The organism is Mycobacterium sp. NGS50, assembly GCF_059812545.1.
The window spans coordinates 80,796-98,249 of sequence record NZ_JCALCW010000006.1; the positions used below are offsets into that span (position 1 = coordinate 80,796).

At 68.0% G+C, this 17,454-nt stretch carries 18 protein-coding genes and 1 pseudogene; 12 read left to right on the plus strand and 7 right to left on the minus strand.

Annotation, left to right across the window (positions count from 1 at the left end; translation table 11 throughout):
• The first annotated feature begins 12 nt into the window (after window positions 1-12).
• Window positions 13-873: a prephenate dehydratase gene (pheA, locus tag AC5Y36_RS06350; protein ID WP_500040021.1), complete on the plus strand. Its 861-nt coding sequence runs from the start codon at window positions 13-15 to the stop codon at window positions 871-873.
• Complete coding sequence (locus AC5Y36_RS06355; protein ID WP_500040022.1) at window positions 870-1,559, plus strand: histidine phosphatase family protein; 690 nt, start codon at window positions 870-872, stop codon at window positions 1,557-1,559. The genes pheA and AC5Y36_RS06355 overlap by 4 nt, the downstream gene beginning before the upstream one ends.
• Before the next feature lie 121 nt (window positions 1,560-1,680).
• Here AC5Y36_RS06355 and AC5Y36_RS06360 read toward each other — a convergent pair whose 3' ends face one another.
• From AC5Y36_RS06360 to AC5Y36_RS06370, 3 genes are read right to left on the minus strand one after another with little or no spacing between them, the layout of a single operon-like run.
• Window positions 1,681-1,872 (minus strand): hypothetical protein, encoded by a 192-nt coding sequence (locus AC5Y36_RS06360; RefSeq protein ID WP_500040023.1) that lies wholly within the window; start codon window positions 1,870-1,872, stop codon window positions 1,681-1,683.
• A gap of 53 nt (window positions 1,873-1,925) precedes the next feature.
• Window positions 1,926-2,276 carry a metallopeptidase family protein gene (locus AC5Y36_RS06365; protein ID WP_500040024.1) on the minus strand — a complete coding sequence of 117 codons (351 nt, stop codon included), beginning with the start codon at window positions 2,274-2,276 and terminating at the stop codon, window positions 1,926-1,928.
• Window positions 2,277-2,279: 3 nt separating this feature from the next.
• Complete coding sequence (locus tag AC5Y36_RS06370) at window positions 2,280-3,584, minus strand: septum formation family protein (RefSeq protein ID WP_500040025.1); 1,305 nt, start codon at window positions 3,582-3,584, stop codon at window positions 2,280-2,282.
• A 113-nt stretch (window positions 3,585-3,697) separates the two neighbouring features.
• Between AC5Y36_RS06370 and serS the strand changes: the two genes are divergently transcribed.
• Window positions 3,698-4,957: a serine--tRNA ligase gene (gene serS / locus AC5Y36_RS06375; RefSeq protein WP_500040026.1), complete on the plus strand. Its 1,260-nt coding sequence runs from the start codon at window positions 3,698-3,700 to the stop codon at window positions 4,955-4,957.
• A gap of 18 nt (window positions 4,958-4,975) precedes the next feature.
• On the opposite strand, the gene AC5Y36_RS06380 is transcribed toward serS, so the two are convergent.
• The gene (locus AC5Y36_RS06380; RefSeq protein WP_500040083.1) at window positions 4,976-5,530 is read right to left on the minus strand and encodes a TetR/AcrR family transcriptional regulator; all 555 of its coding nucleotides are present in this window, start codon (window positions 5,528-5,530) and stop codon (window positions 4,976-4,978) included.
• Window positions 5,531-5,676: 146 nt separating this feature from the next.
• On the opposite strand from AC5Y36_RS06380, the gene AC5Y36_RS06385 reads away from it, so the two are divergent.
• The 3 genes from AC5Y36_RS06385 to AC5Y36_RS06395 are packed head-to-tail and all read left to right on the plus strand — an operon-like array spanning window position 5,677 to window position 9,226.
• Complete coding sequence (locus tag AC5Y36_RS06385) at window positions 5,677-5,910, plus strand: hypothetical protein (RefSeq protein ID WP_500040027.1); 234 nt, start codon at window positions 5,677-5,679, stop codon at window positions 5,908-5,910.
• Entirely contained in the window at window positions 5,907-6,332 is a 426-nt protein-coding gene (locus AC5Y36_RS06390; RefSeq protein WP_500040028.1) for an MmpS family transport accessory protein, read from the plus strand. The genes AC5Y36_RS06385 and AC5Y36_RS06390 overlap by 4 nt, the downstream gene beginning before the upstream one ends.
• Window positions 6,329-9,226, plus strand: coding sequence for an MMPL/RND family transporter (locus AC5Y36_RS06395; protein WP_500040029.1), 2,898 nt, complete (start codon window positions 6,329-6,331; stop codon window positions 9,224-9,226). The genes AC5Y36_RS06390 and AC5Y36_RS06395 overlap by 4 nt, the downstream gene beginning before the upstream one ends.
• 3 nt (window positions 9,227-9,229) lie before the next feature.
• Here the strand turns inward: AC5Y36_RS06395 and AC5Y36_RS06400 are convergent, their stop codons facing one another.
• Together AC5Y36_RS06400 and AC5Y36_RS06405 are read right to left on the minus strand one after the other, a co-directional pair.
• Window positions 9,230-9,790, minus strand: coding sequence for a TetR/AcrR family transcriptional regulator (locus tag AC5Y36_RS06400; RefSeq protein ID WP_500040030.1), 561 nt, complete (start codon window positions 9,788-9,790; stop codon window positions 9,230-9,232).
• 53 nt (window positions 9,791-9,843) lie between these two features.
• Window positions 9,844-10,311 carry a DUF2834 domain-containing protein gene (locus AC5Y36_RS06405; RefSeq protein ID WP_500040031.1) on the minus strand — a complete coding sequence of 156 codons (468 nt, stop codon included), beginning with the start codon at window positions 10,309-10,311 and terminating at the stop codon, window positions 9,844-9,846.
• 80 nt (window positions 10,312-10,391) lie between these two features.
• Between AC5Y36_RS06405 and AC5Y36_RS06410 the strand changes: the two genes are divergently transcribed.
• Window positions 10,392-10,979 (plus strand): TetR/AcrR family transcriptional regulator, encoded by a 588-nt coding sequence (locus AC5Y36_RS06410; protein WP_500040032.1) that lies wholly within the window; start codon window positions 10,392-10,394, stop codon window positions 10,977-10,979.
• A 66-nt stretch (window positions 10,980-11,045) separates the two neighbouring features.
• On the plus strand, window positions 11,046-12,599 hold the full coding sequence (locus tag AC5Y36_RS06415; RefSeq protein ID WP_500040033.1) for a phytoene desaturase family protein: 1,554 nt from the start codon (window positions 11,046-11,048) through the stop codon (window positions 12,597-12,599).
• A gap of 100 nt (window positions 12,600-12,699) precedes the next feature.
• Here the strand turns inward: AC5Y36_RS06415 and AC5Y36_RS06420 are convergent, their stop codons facing one another.
• Window positions 12,700-14,250, minus strand: a complete 1,551-nt coding sequence (locus tag AC5Y36_RS06420; RefSeq protein ID WP_500040034.1) for a Rieske 2Fe-2S domain-containing protein — start codon at window positions 14,248-14,250, stop codon at window positions 12,700-12,702.
• A 184-nt stretch (window positions 14,251-14,434) separates the two neighbouring features.
• Here AC5Y36_RS06420 and AC5Y36_RS06425 point away from each other — a divergent pair, with 184 nt between their 5' ends.
• The 4 genes and pseudogenes from AC5Y36_RS06425 to AC5Y36_RS06440 all read left to right on the plus strand — a co-directional run.
• Window positions 14,435-15,205, plus strand: coding sequence for a lysophospholipid acyltransferase family protein (locus AC5Y36_RS06425; RefSeq protein WP_500040035.1), 771 nt, complete (start codon window positions 14,435-14,437; stop codon window positions 15,203-15,205).
• A gap of 9 nt (window positions 15,206-15,214) precedes the next feature.
• Window positions 15,215-16,003 (plus strand): lysophospholipid acyltransferase family protein, encoded by a 789-nt coding sequence (locus AC5Y36_RS06430; protein WP_500040036.1) that lies wholly within the window; start codon window positions 15,215-15,217, stop codon window positions 16,001-16,003.
• Window positions 16,000-16,815: an HAD family hydrolase gene (locus AC5Y36_RS06435; RefSeq protein ID WP_500040037.1), complete on the plus strand. Its 816-nt coding sequence runs from the start codon at window positions 16,000-16,002 to the stop codon at window positions 16,813-16,815. Before AC5Y36_RS06430 ends, AC5Y36_RS06435 begins: the two co-directional genes overlap by 4 nt.
• A gap of 229 nt (window positions 16,816-17,044) precedes the next feature.
• Window positions 17,045-17,338 (plus strand): annotated as a pseudogene (locus tag AC5Y36_RS06440) (hypothetical protein); the annotation flags it as partial.
• Window positions 17,339-17,454 lie beyond the last annotated feature (116 nt).

Below are 17,454 nucleotides of genomic sequence, written 5' to 3' on the forward strand. Positions count from 1 at the left end.
TAGGGTTGCGAGGTGGCCCGCATCGCCTACCTCGGCCCGCAAGGGACCTTCACCCAAGCGGCGCTGACCCAGCTGACCGCGGCCGGTTTGGTGCCCGGCGCCCGCGAGGACGCCGCGCAACCGGTGCCGCTGGACACCACCCCGGGTGCGCTGGAAGCCGTCCGCGACGCGCTGGTGGACTACGCCTGCGTGCCGATCGAGAACTCGATCGAGGGTGGCGTGCTGCCCACCCTGGACAACCTGGCGATGGGCTCGCCGTTGCAGATTTTCGCCGAGACGACGCTGGACGTGGAGTTCAGCATCGTGACCCGGCCCGGTGTCGGCGCCGCGCAGATCGCGACGGTGGCCGCCCACCCGGTGGCCGCCGCGCAGGTGCGTCGCTGGCTGACCGCCGAGCTGCCCGCCGCCGAAGTGGTGCCCGCCAACTCCAACGCCGCGGCCGCCCAACAGGTTGCCGACGGCCATGTTGACGCCGCGGTCAGCACCGCACTGGCCGGTGCGCAGCGCGGACTGACGGCGCTGGCCGACGGTGTCATCGACGAACCCAACGCCCGTACCCGCTTCGTGCTGGTCGGCCAGCCGGGTCCGCCGCCGCAGCGCACCGGCTCCGACCGCACCTCGGTGGTGCTGCGGCTGGACAACAAACCCGGTGCGCTGGTGGCCGCGCTCACCGAATTCGGTGTCCGGGGCATCGACCTGACCCGAATCGAATCCCGGCCCACCCGCACCGAATTGGGCACCTACATGTTCTTCCTGGACTGCGTGGGCCATGTCGACGACGATGCCGTCGCCGAGGCACTACGGGCGCTGCAGTGTCGGTGTACCGATGTGCGTTATCTGGGTTCCTGGCCGACCAAGGTGGCCCCGCCATGAGCGCGCGGCTGGTGCTGGTGCGCCACGGCCAGTCGGTCGGCAACGTCGAACGTCGGCTCGACACCCGGCCACCGGGCAGCGAGCTGACCGAGCTGGGTCGCGAACAGGCACGCGCGTTTGCGCAGGCCGGCCCGCCGCGGGTGGGGCTGCTGGTGCATTCGATCGCCACCCGGGCCGCCCAGACCGCCGCGGAGATCTCCAGGGTGCTGAACGTCGCCACCCATGAGGTGCCCGGCATTCACGAGGCGCAGGTCGGGGACTTCGAAGACCGCAGCGACGACGCGGCGATCGCCGAGTTCACCGCGGTCTATCAGCGCTGGCACAACGGCGATCTGGGCGCCGCGCTGCCGGGCGGGGAGTCCGGAAGCCAGGTGCTGGACCGCTACGTGCCGGTGCTGACCGATCTGCGGATGCGTTACCTCGACAACGCGGACTGGGCCGGTGACCTCGTCGTCGTCAGCCACGGCGCGGCGATCCGGCTGGCCGCGGCCGTGCTGTCCGGCGTGGACAGCAGTTTCGTCGTCGACCACCCGCTGGGCAACGCGGAGCCGGTGGTGCTGGCCCCGATCACCGACGGACGGTGGAGTTGCGTGCAGTGGGGGTCGCTGACGCCGCCGTTCTATCCCGAGCCCGACGCCACCCCGGTCGCCGACGCCGTGCAGTCCAGCACCGACCCGATGGGCTGACCGCCGCTCTGGCCACGTTGGTCACTTGGGCACCGATTTCCAGGCGCGCCACGACATTGGAATCGGCTATCGCCGGCGATATCACCCCGGCTGACCAGCGGCGATGCCGCGGCCGGGTGAATCAGACCGCCAGCGCCACCGAATGCCCGCACCCGCAGCCCGTCACGTCGCAATCGACGACGAAGGCGTGCGGGACCAATTCGGCTCCGACACAGTCCGGTTCGGTGCACTCCGAGCGGTGCAGCGGATGGTGAATCAGGGTGCCGTGGCAGTGCTCCAGGCCCGCACGGCAGTCCCGGCATTGCTGACCCATGGCTCGGTTCTAGCACCTGCCACCGACAGTCGTGGGATGGCGCGCCGCTCCGGTCAGCCCCAGCCCAGTTCGTGCAGGCGATCGTCGTCGATGCCGAAGTGGTGAGCGATCTCGTGCACCACGGTGATCTTGACCTCTTCGACGACTTCCTCGTCGGAGTCGCAGATGTCCAGCAACGCGTCGCGGTAGATGGTGATGGCGTCGGGCAGCGAGCCGGCGTAGTTGGAGTCGCGCTCGGTCAGCGCCACCCCTTCATAGAGGCCGAGCAGGTCGGGTTCCTCCGGGTTGCGGTCTTCGACCAGCACCACGACATTGTCGATCGCCGCGGTCAGCTCCGACGGAATGAGGTCGAGGGCATCGGAAACCAGCTCGTCGAAGCGGTGCGGGTCCATCCGGACGGCCACCCGCTACTCCCCCGGTGGCGGTTCGCCCGGCGGTGGCGGCTCCGGCGCGGGCCCTTCGGGGGCCGGCGCGGGTGGGGCGGCGGGCGGCTGCGCGGGCTGCTGCGGCGCCGGCTGCTGCTGTTGCGGCGGCGGTCCGGCGGGTTGCTGCGGCAGGTGCTGGTTGCCGCGCTGCGGCGAACCGGCACCGCCGTTGGACGGCGTCCCGGCGCCGGTGTTGCCCTGCATCGGGATCGGCGGCAGGTTGAGCCGCTCCTCGGGGATGTCCGGCGGCGGCACCGGCGGGTGTCCGTTGATCAGCACCGGCCCCTTGGCGCTGTTGAGCAGGGTGGCCCAGCCGCCGTTGCCGAGCGTCGCGCCGATGCTGCAGGCCACCTCGCGGCTGCCGGCCGACCAGCTCGGCAACGAGACCGTCTTGTAGATCAGTGTCAGCGTGGTGGTGCGCAACTGAATCGGCGCCAGGTAGCTGTCGGTCAGCCGGGTGCACTCTTCCTTGATGAACGAGTCCTGGTCGGGCTCGGCGGGCAGCACGTCGGGAAACTTCTCCGCCAGGTTCACCGTGCCGGTGATCTCCATGGCGTGCGGTGCCGCGCAGTCGACCGGCACGTCGTTGGGCTGGTTGCTGGTCTGGTCGATGCCCAGGCAGGTGCCCACCGGCCAGACGTTGGACTGATCGAGGTCGGCGACCTTGCCCTTGAAGGTCATGTGCTGGTCATTGGCGCCCGGTAGTTGCAGACCGCACAGCATCCGCCGCTCGCCGTGCTGACTCCACGCGGACTCCGACCACAGCATGCTGGTCACGAACTTGCCGACCGGGTCGAAGCGGGGACCCAGGTAGCGGTGCACCGCGGGCTCGCACTGTTCCTGGGTGATCTGTTCGATGCGTGCCCGCGACGGCAGCGGCGCGCCGGGCCCGTACTCCGAGCCGGGGAAGGTCTTCATGTCGACCGCTTCGGCGACCTCGAACTTGTGGTCTTCGCGGCAGTCGACCACCGTGGCGGAGTTCAGCGAACCATCCGGCCAGGTCAGGCAGGTTCCGCTGGTGGCGTGGTTGAGCGCCTCGTTGGTCGGAGCCCCGCCGCGCGCCAGCGGATTGGTCCCGAAGGCGCCCAGCAGCCGACCGGCTTCGTCGCCCACCGGCGCGACCGTCGCGACACCGGCGAGCAGCAACCCGCCCAGCGCGGTCAGCAGCAGCCACCGGCGCGTCGACCTGGCCTGCTTGGTGTGCAGCCAGGTCCGCCGCGGCGAGCGCTCTTGCGGCGGCTCGGCCGGTGATTCTTCCTGGTCAGCTTCCTGCGACATCGCCTCCATTCTGACAGGCGAGCCGGGCCGACTGACAAGAGCCGCGAACGCACCGTTATCCGGTTGTGCCCGGCAGGCACCGGCCACGCCGCGGCACCGCCGCAAAAGTAGGGTTAGCAGCCGTGATCGACCTGAAGTTGCTGCGCGAAGACCCCGAGCTGGTCCGTCGTTCCCAGATCAGCCGCGGCGAGGATCCCGCTCTGGTGGACGCGCTGCTGGCCGCCGACGCCGGCCGCCGGGCCGCGATCTCCTCGGCCGATGCACTGCGCGCCGCGCAGAAGACCGCCAGCAAGGCGGTCGGTGGTGCCTCGCCGGACGAGCGGCCCACGCTGCTGGCGCGGGCCAAGGAGCTCGCCGAGCAGGTCAAGGCGGCCGAATCGGCGCAGTCCGACGCCGAGACCGCGTTCACCGCCGCGCACATGGCGATCGGCAACGTCATCATCGACGGGGTGCCCGCCGGCGGCGAGGACGACTTCACCGTCCTCGACGTGGTCGGTGAGCCGGCGGCGATCGACAGTCCGCGCGACCACCTGGCGCTCGGCGAGTCGCTGGGGCTGATCGACATGGCCCGCGGCGCCAAGGTGTCCGGGGCGCGCTTCTACTTCCTGACCGGACGGGGCGCGCTACTGCAGCTGGGCCTGCTGCAGCTGGCGGTGCGCCTGGCGACCGAGGCCGGTTTCACGCTGATGATCCCGCCGGTGCTGGTGCGCCCGGACGTCATGTCGGGCACCGGCTTCTTGGGGGCGCACGCCGAGGAGGTGTACCGGCTGGAAGCCGATGACCTGTATCTGGTGGGGACCTCCGAGGTGCCGCTGGCCGGTTATCACGCCGACGAGATCCTGGACCTCTCCGCCGGGCCCCGCCGCTATGCGGGGTGGTCGTCGTGCTTTCGCCGGGAGGCCGGCAGCCACGGCAAGGACACCCGCGGCATCATCCGGGTGCACCAGTTCGACAAGGTGGAGGCCTTCGTCTACTGCGAGCCGGACCAGGCCGAGGCCGAACACGACCTGCTGCTGGCCCAGCAGCGCCGCATGCTGGCGGCCATCGAGGTGCCCTATCGGGTGATCGACGTCGCGGCCGGGGATCTGGGTTCCTCGGCGGCCCGCAAGTTCGACTGCGAGGCCTGGGTGCCGACCCAGAGCACGTATCGGGAGCTGACGTCGACGTCGAACTGCACTACGTTTCAGGCGCGTCGGCTTTCCACCCGGTATCGGGATGCCAACGGCAAGCCGCAGACCGCGGCCACCCTCAACGGCACCCTGGCCACCACCCGATGGCTGGTGGCGATCCTGGAAAACCACCAGCAGCCCGACGGCAGCGTGCGGGTGCCGGCGGCGCTGGTGCCCTATGTGGGCGTGGAGGTGTTGGAGCCGGTCGGCTGAGGTCTGGCCAACGCGGCGTCAAGTGAGCAACCGCCGCGCGCACTCCAGCAGCATCCGGTGCAGTTGCTCGTCGGCAACATCCTTGACCGCGGGATCGGCTGCCGCACCGAAGATCCCGGGCACCAGCACCGCAACCGCGGTACGCGTCGCCAGGTCGGGGTCAGGCCCGGCCAGAATCGCCTGCAGGCCCTGAAAGGCGCCGCGAAACTCGACGACGGCCTCGACCACGCCCGAGATGGTGGGGTCGGTGTGAACCAGTGCCGTCGTCCGGCGGTGCCGGACGGCTAGCTCGATCATTCCGCTCACGGTGGCCTCCCGTTGCACCTCCCGGGACGGGATCACCTCGGCGATCCGGATCACCCGGGTGATGTCTTCGAACACCGGGCGGAACACCGCGATGACGATGTCGTCCTTGCTGTGGAACTGGTAGTACACCGCGGACTTGTTGACGCCCAACCGGTCGGCGATCATCTGCAGCGACGTGGCGCTGACCCCGCACTCCATGAACAGTCGCTGCGCGGCGTCGAGCACCCGTTCGCGCGCGAATCCTCGCGGCGCCACCGCCTTGGCCACAGCAGCCTCCTCCCGTCCCGGCAGCGCCGACGAGTGAGTCAGATCGCACATGACGGTTGATTTATCGGTTGATAGTAGTTTACTAGTCGTATAAGTTCACCTGCGACTGTGTTCAACTGATGATTCCGGCGAACAGGAGCTTCCCGATGCTGAGCCACCAGGCAGCGACCAGACCCTCGTCCGATTGCGCGCTCAACGCCACAGCAGCACCCGCCGGGGTCACCGCCTACGTCGTCGATGCGCCCGAAGTCCTCGACACCGACCACCCGTTGCTGTCCGCGATCACCGAACTCGGCGCCACAGCGCTTCGGTCGGCCACCGACCTCAGCGTCCTCGTCGTCGTCCAGAAGGCCTCCGGCAGCACGGGATCGGCCCGGTGAAGCTGCTCAAACGGACCTGGCTACCGCTGCTCATCGTGGTGGTGATCGTGCTGGGGACGCTGTCGGTGCTGCGGGTGCGCACGTTCTTCGGCGGCGACGATGCCCACCTGATCAGCACCAAGGTCGACGACTCCCAGCCGTACAACCCGAAGGTCGTGACCTACGAGGTATTCGGTGAGCCCGGCGCGACCGCCGACATCAGCTACCTGGACCTCGACAGCAAACCGCAGCGCGTCGACGCCGCCGCCCTGCCCTGGTCGGTGACGCTGAGCACCACCTTGTCGGCGGTGTCGCCCAACTTGTTCGCGCAGGGCAAGGGCGTCTCGCTCGGCTGCCGGATCAGCATCGACCAGGAGCTCAAAGACGAGAGAACCGCCACCGGCGCCAGCGCCCTGACCTTCTGCTTGGTGAAATCTGCATGAGCACCTCAACGAACACCGAAGCCAAACACGGCGGAATCGCCAAATGGATTCGGCGCCTCGCTATTCCGATCATCCTGGGCTGGGTCGCCATCATCGTCGTGGCGAACCTGAGCGTCCCGCCACTGGAAAAGGTCGCCGAGCAGCGAGCGGTGCAGATGACTCCGGACGAGGCCCCGTCGATGATCGCGATCAAGCGCCAGGGCCAGGTGTTCGGTGAGTTCAGCTCGAACAGCTCGGTGATGATGGTGCTCGAGGGCGACCAACCGCTGGGCGCGGCCGCGCACACGTACTACGACGAGATCATCGCCAAACTCAAGACCGACACCAAGCACGTCGAACACATCCAGGACTTCTGGGGTGACCGCCTGACCGCCGCAGGCGCCCAGAGCCCGGACGGCAAATCCGCCTACGTACAGATCTACACCGCCGGCAACCAGGGTGAGGCCCTGGCCAACGAATCGGTCAAAGCCGTCCAGCAGGCCGTCGACAGCGTCACCGCACCACCGGGCGTCAAGGCGTTCGTCACCGGCGGCGCCGCCCTGGCAGCCGATCAGGACAAGGCCGGCACCCGCAGCATGAAGGTGATCGAAGCGCTGACGTTCGTCGTCATCATCACCATGATGCTGCTGGTCTACCGCTCCATCACCACCGTGCTGCTGGCGCTGGTGATGGTGGTGACCGGTCTGCTGTCGGCCCGCGGCATCGCGGCCTTCCTGGGCTATCACGGCTTGATCGGACTCTCGCCGTTCGCCACCAGCCTGTTGGTGACGCTGGCGATCGCGGCGGCCACCGACTACGCCATCTTCCTGATCGGCCGATATCAAGAGGCGCGCAGCGCCGGCGAAGACCGGGAACAGGCGTACTACACCATGTTTGGCAGCACCGCGCACGTGGTGCTGGGCTCGGGCCTGACCATCGCCGGCGCCACCCTGTGCCTGCATTTCACCCGGCTGCCCTACTTCCAATCGCTGGGCATCCCACTCGGTGTCGGCATGACGGTCGTCGTCATCACCGCACTGACGATGGGCGCGGCCGTCATCGCGGTGGCCAGCCGGTTCGGCACACTGCTGGAACCCAAGCGCGCCAACCGGGGCCGCGGCTGGCGCAAAGTCGGTGCCGCCGTGAGCCGTTGGCCCGGACCGATTCTGATCGCCGCGACCGCGGTCGCCATGATCGGCCTGCTCACCCTGCCCGGCTTCAAGCCCGGCTACAACGACCGCGCCTACATGCCGGACGATCTGCCGGCCAACCAGGGCTTCCTGGCCTCGGACCGGCACTTTCCGTCGGCGCGGATGAACCCCGAGATGCTGATGATCGAAACCGATCACGACATCCGCAACTCCGCGGACTTCTTGATCATCGAGCGAGTCGCCAAACGGGTGACCGGGGTACCCGGCATCTCCCGGGTCATGTCGATCACCCGGCCGCAGGGCAAGGCGATGGAACACTCCACGTTCGGCTACCTGATCGGAATGCAGAACGTCAGCTCGGAGATGACCCGCAAGTACAACGACGACCGCACCGCCGACATGCTGGCACAGGCCCAGGACATGCAGGTCAACATCGACAGCATGACCCAGATGATTGCGCTGATGGAGCAGATGAACACCACCATGGCGAGCATGGTCGGCAAGATGCACCTGATGGTCTCCGATATCGAGCAATTGCGGGATCACATGGCCGATTTCGATGATTTCTTCCGGCCGATGCGCAACTACTTCTATTGGGAGCCGCACTGCTTCGACATCCCGGTCTGTCACGCGCTGCGATCCATCTTCGACGCCCTCGACGGGGTGGACACCATGACCGACAACTTCAAGGACATCGTTCCCGACATGGACGCCATGGCGGCGATGCTGCCGCAGATGCTCACCCTGATGCCGCCGATGATCCAGATGATGAAGAACGCCAAGGCCATGATGGAGGCCACCTTCGCCACCCAGAGCGGGCTGGCCAAGCAGGCCCAGGAAGCCCAGGGCGACCCGGCCGCGATGGGTGAGGCGTTCGACAAGGCCCGCAACGACGATTCGTTCTATCTGCCGCCGGAGATCTTCGAGAACGCCGAATTCCTGCGCGGGATGAAGATGTTCGTCTCCCCCGACGGTCACGCGGTGCGGTTCATCATCAACCACGAGGGTGATCCGCTGAGCTCGGATGGCATCGCGCACATCGACGCCATCAAACTCGCGGCCAAAGAAGCCATCAAAACGACCCCGTGGGAGGGTTCCAAGATCTACGTCGGCGGCACCGCCGCGATGTTCAAGGACATGCAGGAGAGCTCCAACTACGACCTGATGATCGCCGGAATCGCAGCGCTGTGCCTGATTTTCATCATCATGCTGCTGATCACCCGTGCCGTGGTGGCCTCCCTGGTCATTGTGGGCACCGTCGTGGTATCTCTCGGCAGCGCCTTCGGCCTGTCAGTCCTGTTGTGGCAACACATCATCGGTTTGCCGGTGCACTGGATGGTGTTGCCGATGGCGGTGATCGTGCTGTTGGCGGTGGGCGCAGACTACAACCTGCTGCTGGTGTCGCGGCTGAAGGAGGAGATCCACGCCGGGCTGCATACCGGCATGATCCGGGCGATGGGTGGCAGCGGGTCTGTGGTGACGGCCGCGGGTCTGGTGTTCGCGTTCACCATGATGACGATGGCGGTGTCTGAGCTGACCGTGGTCGGTCAGGTCGGCACCACCATCGGGCTGGGTCTGCTGCTGGACACCCTGATCATCCGCTCGTTCATGACCCCGGCGATCGCGAACCTGCTCGGCAAATGGTTCTGGTGGCCGCAAGTTCCACGCCTGCGGCCCAAGCCGTCGCCGTGGCCGGAACCCAGCCAGCGGCGTCCGCAGGACGAGCTGGTCGGCGCCGGTGCGCATCGGGAAGGCTGGGCCTGATCCTCAGGCCAGCGGCTCGATCACGCGTCGCGCGGCATCCAGCAGGATGCGGTGCAGTTCCTCGTCGCCGACATCCTCGAGTTCGGGATCGGCGGCGGCGGTGAAGGTTCCGGACAGCAGCACCGACGTGATCGCGCGGGCGGTCGCATCCGGTTCGGGTCCCTGCAGGATTGCGGTGGCGTTGAGGAACGCGGCCATGAAGTCTTCGCGGGACCGCACGGCGCCCTCCACGGCGCGGTCGTAGAACAGGAACGTCAGCCGGCGGTACCGGACGGCGAGTTCGACCACACCGCTGACCGCCACCTCGCGTTTGCCCTGCTGGGTCGGCATGGCTTCGGCGATCTTGGCCACCCGGACGATGTCGTCGAACATCGGCTGCACCAGGGCGATGACGATGTCGTCCTTGGAGCGGAACTGGTAGTACACGGCGGGCTTGCTCACGCCCAACCGGTCGGCGATCATCTGCAGCGATGTGCCGCCCACGCTGTGTTCCATGAACAGGGCCACCGCCGCATCGAGCACCCGCTCGCGCGCCGTCCCGCGCGGTGCCACCGGCTTGGCCACGACATTCCTCCCGTCGTCGCGGTCAGCCTACTCACCCCGCGGAGGCCCGCCCGCTACGACGCCGCAGCATGCCGACGCTGGCGTTCCAGGGTGGCGAAGTAGAACGCGAACGCGAAGGCACAACTGGTGAACAGGCTGGACACGAAATACAGCCAGGGACGCCGCAGCCCGCGGCGATACCCGTCCACGATGCTGAACAGCGGCAGCAGAATGACATTGATGATGGTGTAGTCCTGGCTGGCCGAACCGGCCGCGGGATTGGTGAACATCAACTGGATGTACTGACTCCAGCTGCCGGGCCCCCAGATCGGGTTGTGGAGACCGTGCGCGTACTCGTTCACGAACCGGATATTGAAATACCAGCCCAAGACGATCGAGGCAATGCCGATCACGTAGTACACCATCTCCATCGGCGAGAACATCCCGCCTCCAGACGGTTTCGCGAAGACCGCGCGGTTGGATGCCACGATCCAGCCGATCGTCGCCAGGCCCAGTACCGCATGCACGATGAGCGAGATCATCCGCCCAGTCTCACCAGGGTCCAATGTTTTGTCAATATTGCCGTTACGAGCGGTTTGCGCCCTGCGGTACCTTTACCGGCATGCCCCGATCGCCGCAGACCGCACGCAGCGAACGCACCCGCGAAGCACTGCGCCAGGCCGCGCTGGTGCGCTTTCTCGCCCAGGGCGTCGAGGACACCTCCGCCGAGCAGATCGCCGCCGACGCCGGTGTCTCGCTGCGCACCTTCTATCGGCACTTCACCTCCAAGCACGATCTGCTGTTCGCCGACTACGACGCCGGGCTGCAGTGGTTCCGCAGCGCGCTGGGTGCCCGGCCGCCGGCCGAGCCGATGATCGAGGCGGTACAGGCCGCGATCTTCGCATTTCCCTACGATGTTGAGGCCGTCACCCGCATCGCCGCGCTGCGCGCCGAGGAACTGGACCCGGAGCGGATCGTGCGCCACATCCGCCAGGTCGAAGCCGACTTCGCCGACGCCGTGGCCGAACGACTGCGGTTGACCACACCCAACGCGGCGCCCGACGACCGGCTTCGGGTCGCGGTGACCGCCCGCTGCATCGCGGCGGCGGTGTTCGCCGCGATGGAGGTCTGGATGCTCGGCGAGGAGCGGTCGCTGGCCGAGTTGGCCCGGATGTGCCGAACCGCGCTCGACTCGCTGCAGGCCCTATAGTTCCGTCATTATTGACAAAACTATCTGTCGCGTGTCAGCCTGCCGGAAAGCGGGAAGGGTGGGCAGATGACCGACTACGACGCGATCGTCATTGGCGCGGGGCACAACGGGTTGGCCGCAGCCGTCATCCTGCAGCGTGCCGGCCTGCGCACGCTCTGTCTGGAGTCCGGGCTCTACGCGGGTGGGATGGCCTCGACGGTGGAGTTGTTCGACGGCTACCGGTTCGAGATCGCCGGCTCGGTGCAGTTCCCGACCTCGGCCGCGGTCAGCACGGAACTGGGCCTCGACGGTCTGGACAGCATCGACCTCGAGGTGATGTCGGTGGCGATGCGGGGTGTCGGCGACGACCCGCTGGTCCAATACACCGACCCGATGAAACTGTTCACCCACCTGTCCGAGGTGCACGGCGCCGAAGCGGTGAACGGCATGGCGGGGTTGCTCGCCTGGAGCCAAGCCCCGACCCGGGCGCTGGGACGCTTCGAGGCCGGCCGCCCACCGAAGACCCTCGATGAGATGTATGCCTGCGCCACAAACGAATTCGAGCGCTCGGCCATCGACGACATGCTGTTCGGATCGGTCACCGACGTATTGGACCGCTACCTACCCGACCGGGAGAAGCACGGGGCGCTGCGCGGCTCGTTCACGGTGCTGGCCGTCAACACCCTGTATCGCGGGCCGGCCACCCCGGGCAGCGCCGCCGCCCTGGCCTACGGCCTCGGTGTCCCCGACGAGAACACCGTGCTGATGAAGAAGCTGCGCGGCGGGATCGGTGCGCTCACCACCCATCTGCAGCAGACCTTCACCGGGCTCGGCGGCGAGCTGCGGCTGCGCACCAAGGTGACCGAGATCGTCGTCGCTGAGGGCCGGGTGTCCGGGGTGCGCATCGAAGCCGGGCACACCGTGAGCGCACCGGTGGTCGTGTCGGCCATCGCCCCCGACATCACCGTCACCGACCTGCTCGATCCGGCGAGCGTGCCCGACGACGTCCGCGCCCGATACGCCCGCACCGACCACCGCGGCAGCTACCTGCAGATGCATTTCGCCCTGGACGAGGCGCCGACGTTCATCCCGCCGTACGAGGCCCTCAACGATCCCGCCATGCAGGGCTCCATCGGGATCTTCTGCACGCCCGAGGAAGTGCAGCAGCAGTGGGAGGACGCGCGTCGCGGCATCGTGCCGGCCGATCCGACCGTCGTGCTGCAGATCCCCTCGGTGCACGACCCGGATCTGGCGCCGGCCGGCAAGCACGCGGCGTCGGCGTTCGCGCTGTGGTTCCCGATCGAGGGCGACGGCTCCTACGGTGCGATGAAGGTGGAGATGGGGCAGCGGGTGATCGACAAGATCACCCGGCTAGCACCCAATTTCGAGAAAAGCATCACCCGGCACACCACCTTCACCCCGCGCCATATGGGCACCATGTTCGGCGCACCGGGCGGCGACTACTGCCACGGCCTGCTCAACCCGGACCAGATCGGCCCCAACCGGCCGGGCGCTCGCGGCTTTACCGGGCAGCCGCTGGTCGACGGGCTGTATCTGGGTAGTGCGGGCTGTCACGGCGGGCCGGGGATCACGTTCATCCCGGGCTACAACGCCGCGCATCAGGTGCTGGCCGACCGCTGATCAGGCGGTTCCTCTACGCCGAGCGGCATCCTCACGACGCGACACGCCGGGTATCCGTCGGCCAAGTGGCGCTCGGCGCGATGGGGGTGCGGAATAGGGGTCAGAGCTGGGCGCAGCGCAGCTCGTGGCCGCGGGCGGTCAGGCATTTGCCGGTGCGCAGATCCCACTGCCAGCCGTGCTGGTTGCAGGTCAGCGTGGAGCCGTCGACCACCCCGAACTTCGACAGGTCAGCCTTCATGTGCGGGCAGCGGCGCTGAATCTCCCAGCCGTCGATGGTGATCGACGCCGAGTCGTCGTGCGTCTCGGCGAACCATCCGTCGGCGTAGACGATCCGCTCCTCGGTCAGGCACTTGAAGAACGTGTACAGGTATTCGTTGTAGCCACCGACCCGCCAGGCGCGGAATCGAGTGGACAAGAAGATGGTGTTGACCCAGTCCGGCTCGCCATCGCGCAGCACGGTGCGCACCAGCTCCGGCGCGATACCGAAGCCGTAGCGGAACTTCTCGTCGGCAATCGGTTCCCGCACTGCGCGTTTCGGAAAGTCCAGCACCACCGTCTCGGCGCCGATGGACAATTCCACCGGATAGCCCACCCCGTCGCAGATCTCGTCGCTGCGGGCCATGATCGGCTCGAACAGCGCACGCAGCGGCTCCAGCAGCGACTCCCCCGCCGCCGGCGCCCAGGACGCCTTCTCCGCGGCCAGCACCGGCGCCATCCGCTCGGCGTAGGCGGCGATGTAGTCGGCCTTACCGGTGGTGAAGATCGTCTCCACCTCGGCCTGCGGCAGCGGGTGGGTCATCGAATCCAGCTGTGAGCCGGTGAATTCCGCGGTGGATCCGGGGATCATCAGCAGTCCGCGGTCGTGGCCGTTGGCGCGCAGCTGCTCCAGGAAGACCATCTGGTCGGGGAAGATGTTGGCCGGGTCGCCGTGGTCGTCGTTGAGGTCGCGCAGCTCGGGGTCCAGGAAGCAGGGCGGGCCCGCGGACGGCACCACCCACGTCGCCCCCACCTGCGCGATGTACTGGCGGGACCGGTCCATCTGGCGCTGGCGCTTCTGGGTGCCGAACGACTCCTTGGCCCGGGCCGGCATGTCGTAGACCATCGGGTACCAGATCGCGCCGGAGTACTGCAGCATGTGCACGTCGACGTGGCCGAATTCGGCGTCGACCACCTCGAGGTCCACCGGTCGGGCGTCGTTCATATTGAAAAGGGTGGTACGGCCGTCCGCTACCACCAGCCCCGAGTCGCCGATCGGGCCGTCGGCGGGGGCGCGCAGCGCGATGATCATCACGTCCAGCTCGCCCTTGGGCCCGGCGACGGTGTGCTTGACCGAGTCGGTGGTCTCGAAGAACCGGTGGAATCCCAGCTTCTCCAGCGCGCCGCGCAGATCGGGCACCGGGAAGTCCGGCAGCAGCACGGTGGCGTCCTTGTTGACGTGGGCCGCCAGGTGGCGCGGATCGAAGTGGTCGTGGTGCAGATGCGAGATGTAGAGGTAGTCGCAGTCGCCGAGTGCATCCCAGTCCAGGGTGCTGTTGTCGGGGAACGGGAACCATGAGGCGAAGTACGCCGGGTTGACCCAGGGGTCGCACAGGATGCTGCCCGCGTGGGTCTCGATCCGGAATCCGGCGTGGCCGATGCTGGTGACCTGCACTGATGCCTCTCGATGCGGTGGGGGTGGCACCCCGAGCTTAGCGGGCTGGGTCGCGGTGCCCGGCGGCCGGCGACCCCGGCGTACCGCCCACCCTCGGGCCGCTGCCCCGGTGGCCGTCGGGGAATCGGGCAGCGGGCCAGATCACCATCCTGACCGGTGCGCACATCCCTTAGGCTGGGTCATTGTGGAACCGGTATACGGGACGGTCATCAAATGCGCGCGGATGGCGTGGCGCCTGCAGGGGTTGAAGTTCACCGTCACGGGCGTGGAGAACGTGCCGAAGACCGGGGGCGCGGTGATCGCCATCAACCACACCGGGTACTTCGACTTCACCTTCGCCGGGTTGCCGACCTTCCGCCAGGGGTTGGGCCGCAAGGTGCGGTTCATGGCCAAGCAGGAAGTCTTCGACAACAAGATCACCGGGCCGATTATGCGCGGCTGCCGGCACATCGCGGTGGACCGCAAGAACGGCGCCGCCTCGTTCGACGCGGCCTGCGAGAACCTCAAGAACGGTGAACTGGTCGGCGTCTACCCCGAAGCGACGATCAGCCGCAGCTTCGAGATCAAGGAGTTCAAATCCGGTGCCGCCCGGATGGCGATCGCGGCCGGGGTGCCGATCATCCCGCACATTGTCTGGGGCGCCCAGCGGATCTGGACCAAGGACCACCCCAAGAACCTGTACCGCCCCAAGGTGCCGGTCTCCATCGCGGTGGGCGAGCCGATCGAGCCGACACTGCCGGCCCCCGAGTTGACCGCGCTGCTGCACTCCCGGATGCAGCACCTGCTGGAGCAGGTGCAAGACGCCTACGGGCCGCACCCGGCCGGCGAGTTCTGGGTGCCGCGCCGGCTCGGCGGCGGTGCGCCGTCGCTGGCGGAGGCAACGCGGCTGGACGCGCAGGAAGCCGCGGAGCGGGCGGCCCGCGCCGCCCAGCGGTCCTCGGGCGCCGCGGAGTAGGGGGCGGGTATGGCAGAGCCGGTAACACGCACGCTGGAGTTCCTGGTCCCGGCGGTTGTCGCGATCAACGGAACCAAGATCACCTACCTGGGCCTGGAGAATGTTCCCGAGCGGGGTGGCGCCCTGCTCGCGTTGAACCACACCAGTTACGTGGATTGGCTGCCCGCGTCGCTGGCGGCCCTGCACCGTGGCCGTCGGCTGCGGTTCATGATCAAGGCCGAGATGCAGAAGGTGCGCTCGGTCAACTTCGTCATCAAGAACATCGGGCTCATCCCGGTGAACCGCAGCGAGGGTCACGACTCGTATGCGGTCGCGGTGCAGCGGCTGCAGGAGGGCGAACTGGTGGGGGTACATCCCGAAGCCACCATCAGCCGCAGCTTCGAGCTCAAGGAGTTCAAGACCGGCACCGCCCGGATGGCCCAGGCGGCCGGTGTCCCGATCATCCCGTGCATCGTGTGGGGCGCCCAGCGCATCTGGACCAAGGATCATCCGAAGAAGCTGTGGCGCAACAAAATTCCGATCACCGCGAGATTCGGCGAACCGATCCACGCCGGCGACGACGCCGAGCAGACCACCGCTGAGCTGCACGCCCGGATGAATCTGCTGCTGCACCAGACCCAGGAGGAGTACCCGCACCCGCCCGGCGAGTACTGGGTGCCCGAACGGTTGGGCGGCGGCGCACCCAGCATGGCGCAGGCGTTGGCGATGCGGGAGATCGAACTCGCCGAGCTCGCGCGCCAACGCGCCGAGCCTGCTGCGGTGGATCGCGGCCGGCGGCGCAGGCGCTCCGCCCGTTGATGACGCCGGCGCTGATCGCCAGCGACGTCGACGGCACCCTGCTCCGCGCCGACGAGTCAGTCAGTCCCCGCACCCGCAGTGCGGTGCGCGCCGCGGTAGCCGGGGGTGCCCGCTTCGTGCTGGCCACCGGTCGGCCGCCGCGGTGGATCTCTCCGGTGGTCGACGCACTCGGGTTTGCGCCGATGGCGGTGTGCGCCAACGGCGCGGTGATCTACGACCCGGACACCGATCGGGTGGTTTCGGCGCACACCCTGTCGGCCGCGGCGCTGCAGGAGTTGGCCGCGATCGCCACCCGCGTCATCCCGGACGCCGGGCTGGCCGTCGAACGGATCGGCACCACCGCGCACGACGCGGCGACCCCGCAGTTCGTCAGCTCACCGGGCTACGAACACGCCTGGCTCAACCCGGACAACACCGAGGTCTCGATCGAGGACCTGCTGTCGGCGCCGGCGATCAAACTGCTGATCCGCAAGGCGGGCGCCACCAGCGCGGATATGGCCGATGCGCTGGCCGGCCAGATCGGCGCCGTCGCCGAGCTGACCTACTCCACCAACAACGGCCTGCTCGAGATCGTGCCGGCCGGCATCAGCAAGGCCACCGGGGTCCGGCAGGTTGCCGGCCCGCTGGGCATCGGCGACGACGCGGTGCTGGCGTTCGGGGACATGCCCAACGATCTGCCGATGCTGCGGGCGGCCGGGCACGGGGTGGCGATGGGCAACGCCGATCCCGACGTGAAAGCTGCCGCCGATGAGGTCACCACGGCCAACACCGACGACGGGGTGGCCCGGGTGCTCGAGCGGTGGTGGATGTAGCCGGTTGGCGCCTCATTCGCCACTTTCGTCACGGCTCCGCCGACATGTGCCGATCTGCCCGCCTCTGAGCGACTTTTCGGCGTTTCCGCAGGTGGCCGAACTGGCCCGCTTTCTCATGCGGCACTGACGCCTCAGCAGGCTCGTGCGTTACGGATTGTCGCTGCTCGGCGGGTGCCCGGCTCGTAGCGACAACCGGGTCGATGTCGGAGGTCCGTGCCACTTTCGGGTCATGAGCACAACACGAACGGTGCGGGGAATCGAACTGCGCTACCTACTGACACTGCATCTGTTCAACCACGGTCCTGCCACGGTCGCCGAATTGGCCGCCGCCTTGGAGTCCCAGGGCTTCGGGGTTTCCGGGCGCGCCTCCAAGGTCATATCCGACGCGTTGCGTTGGGAGCGCGGACACAGCAGGGTGCGCTGCCGGGGACGCGGGCGCTACGGCCCGGGCTGGATGCCACGCGGCACCGAGCACCGGATTCACCGGCGGGTGATGGCGCTGCGCGACGAAGTCGAGTCCCGGCGCCGAACGCCCTCCGGAGACACCGCGTTGTCGCTGGTAGGCGGGCGCCCGCTGAACAGCGACAATCTGCGACAGCTGATGCAGGCGAGATCGATGGAGCGCATGTGACCACACTC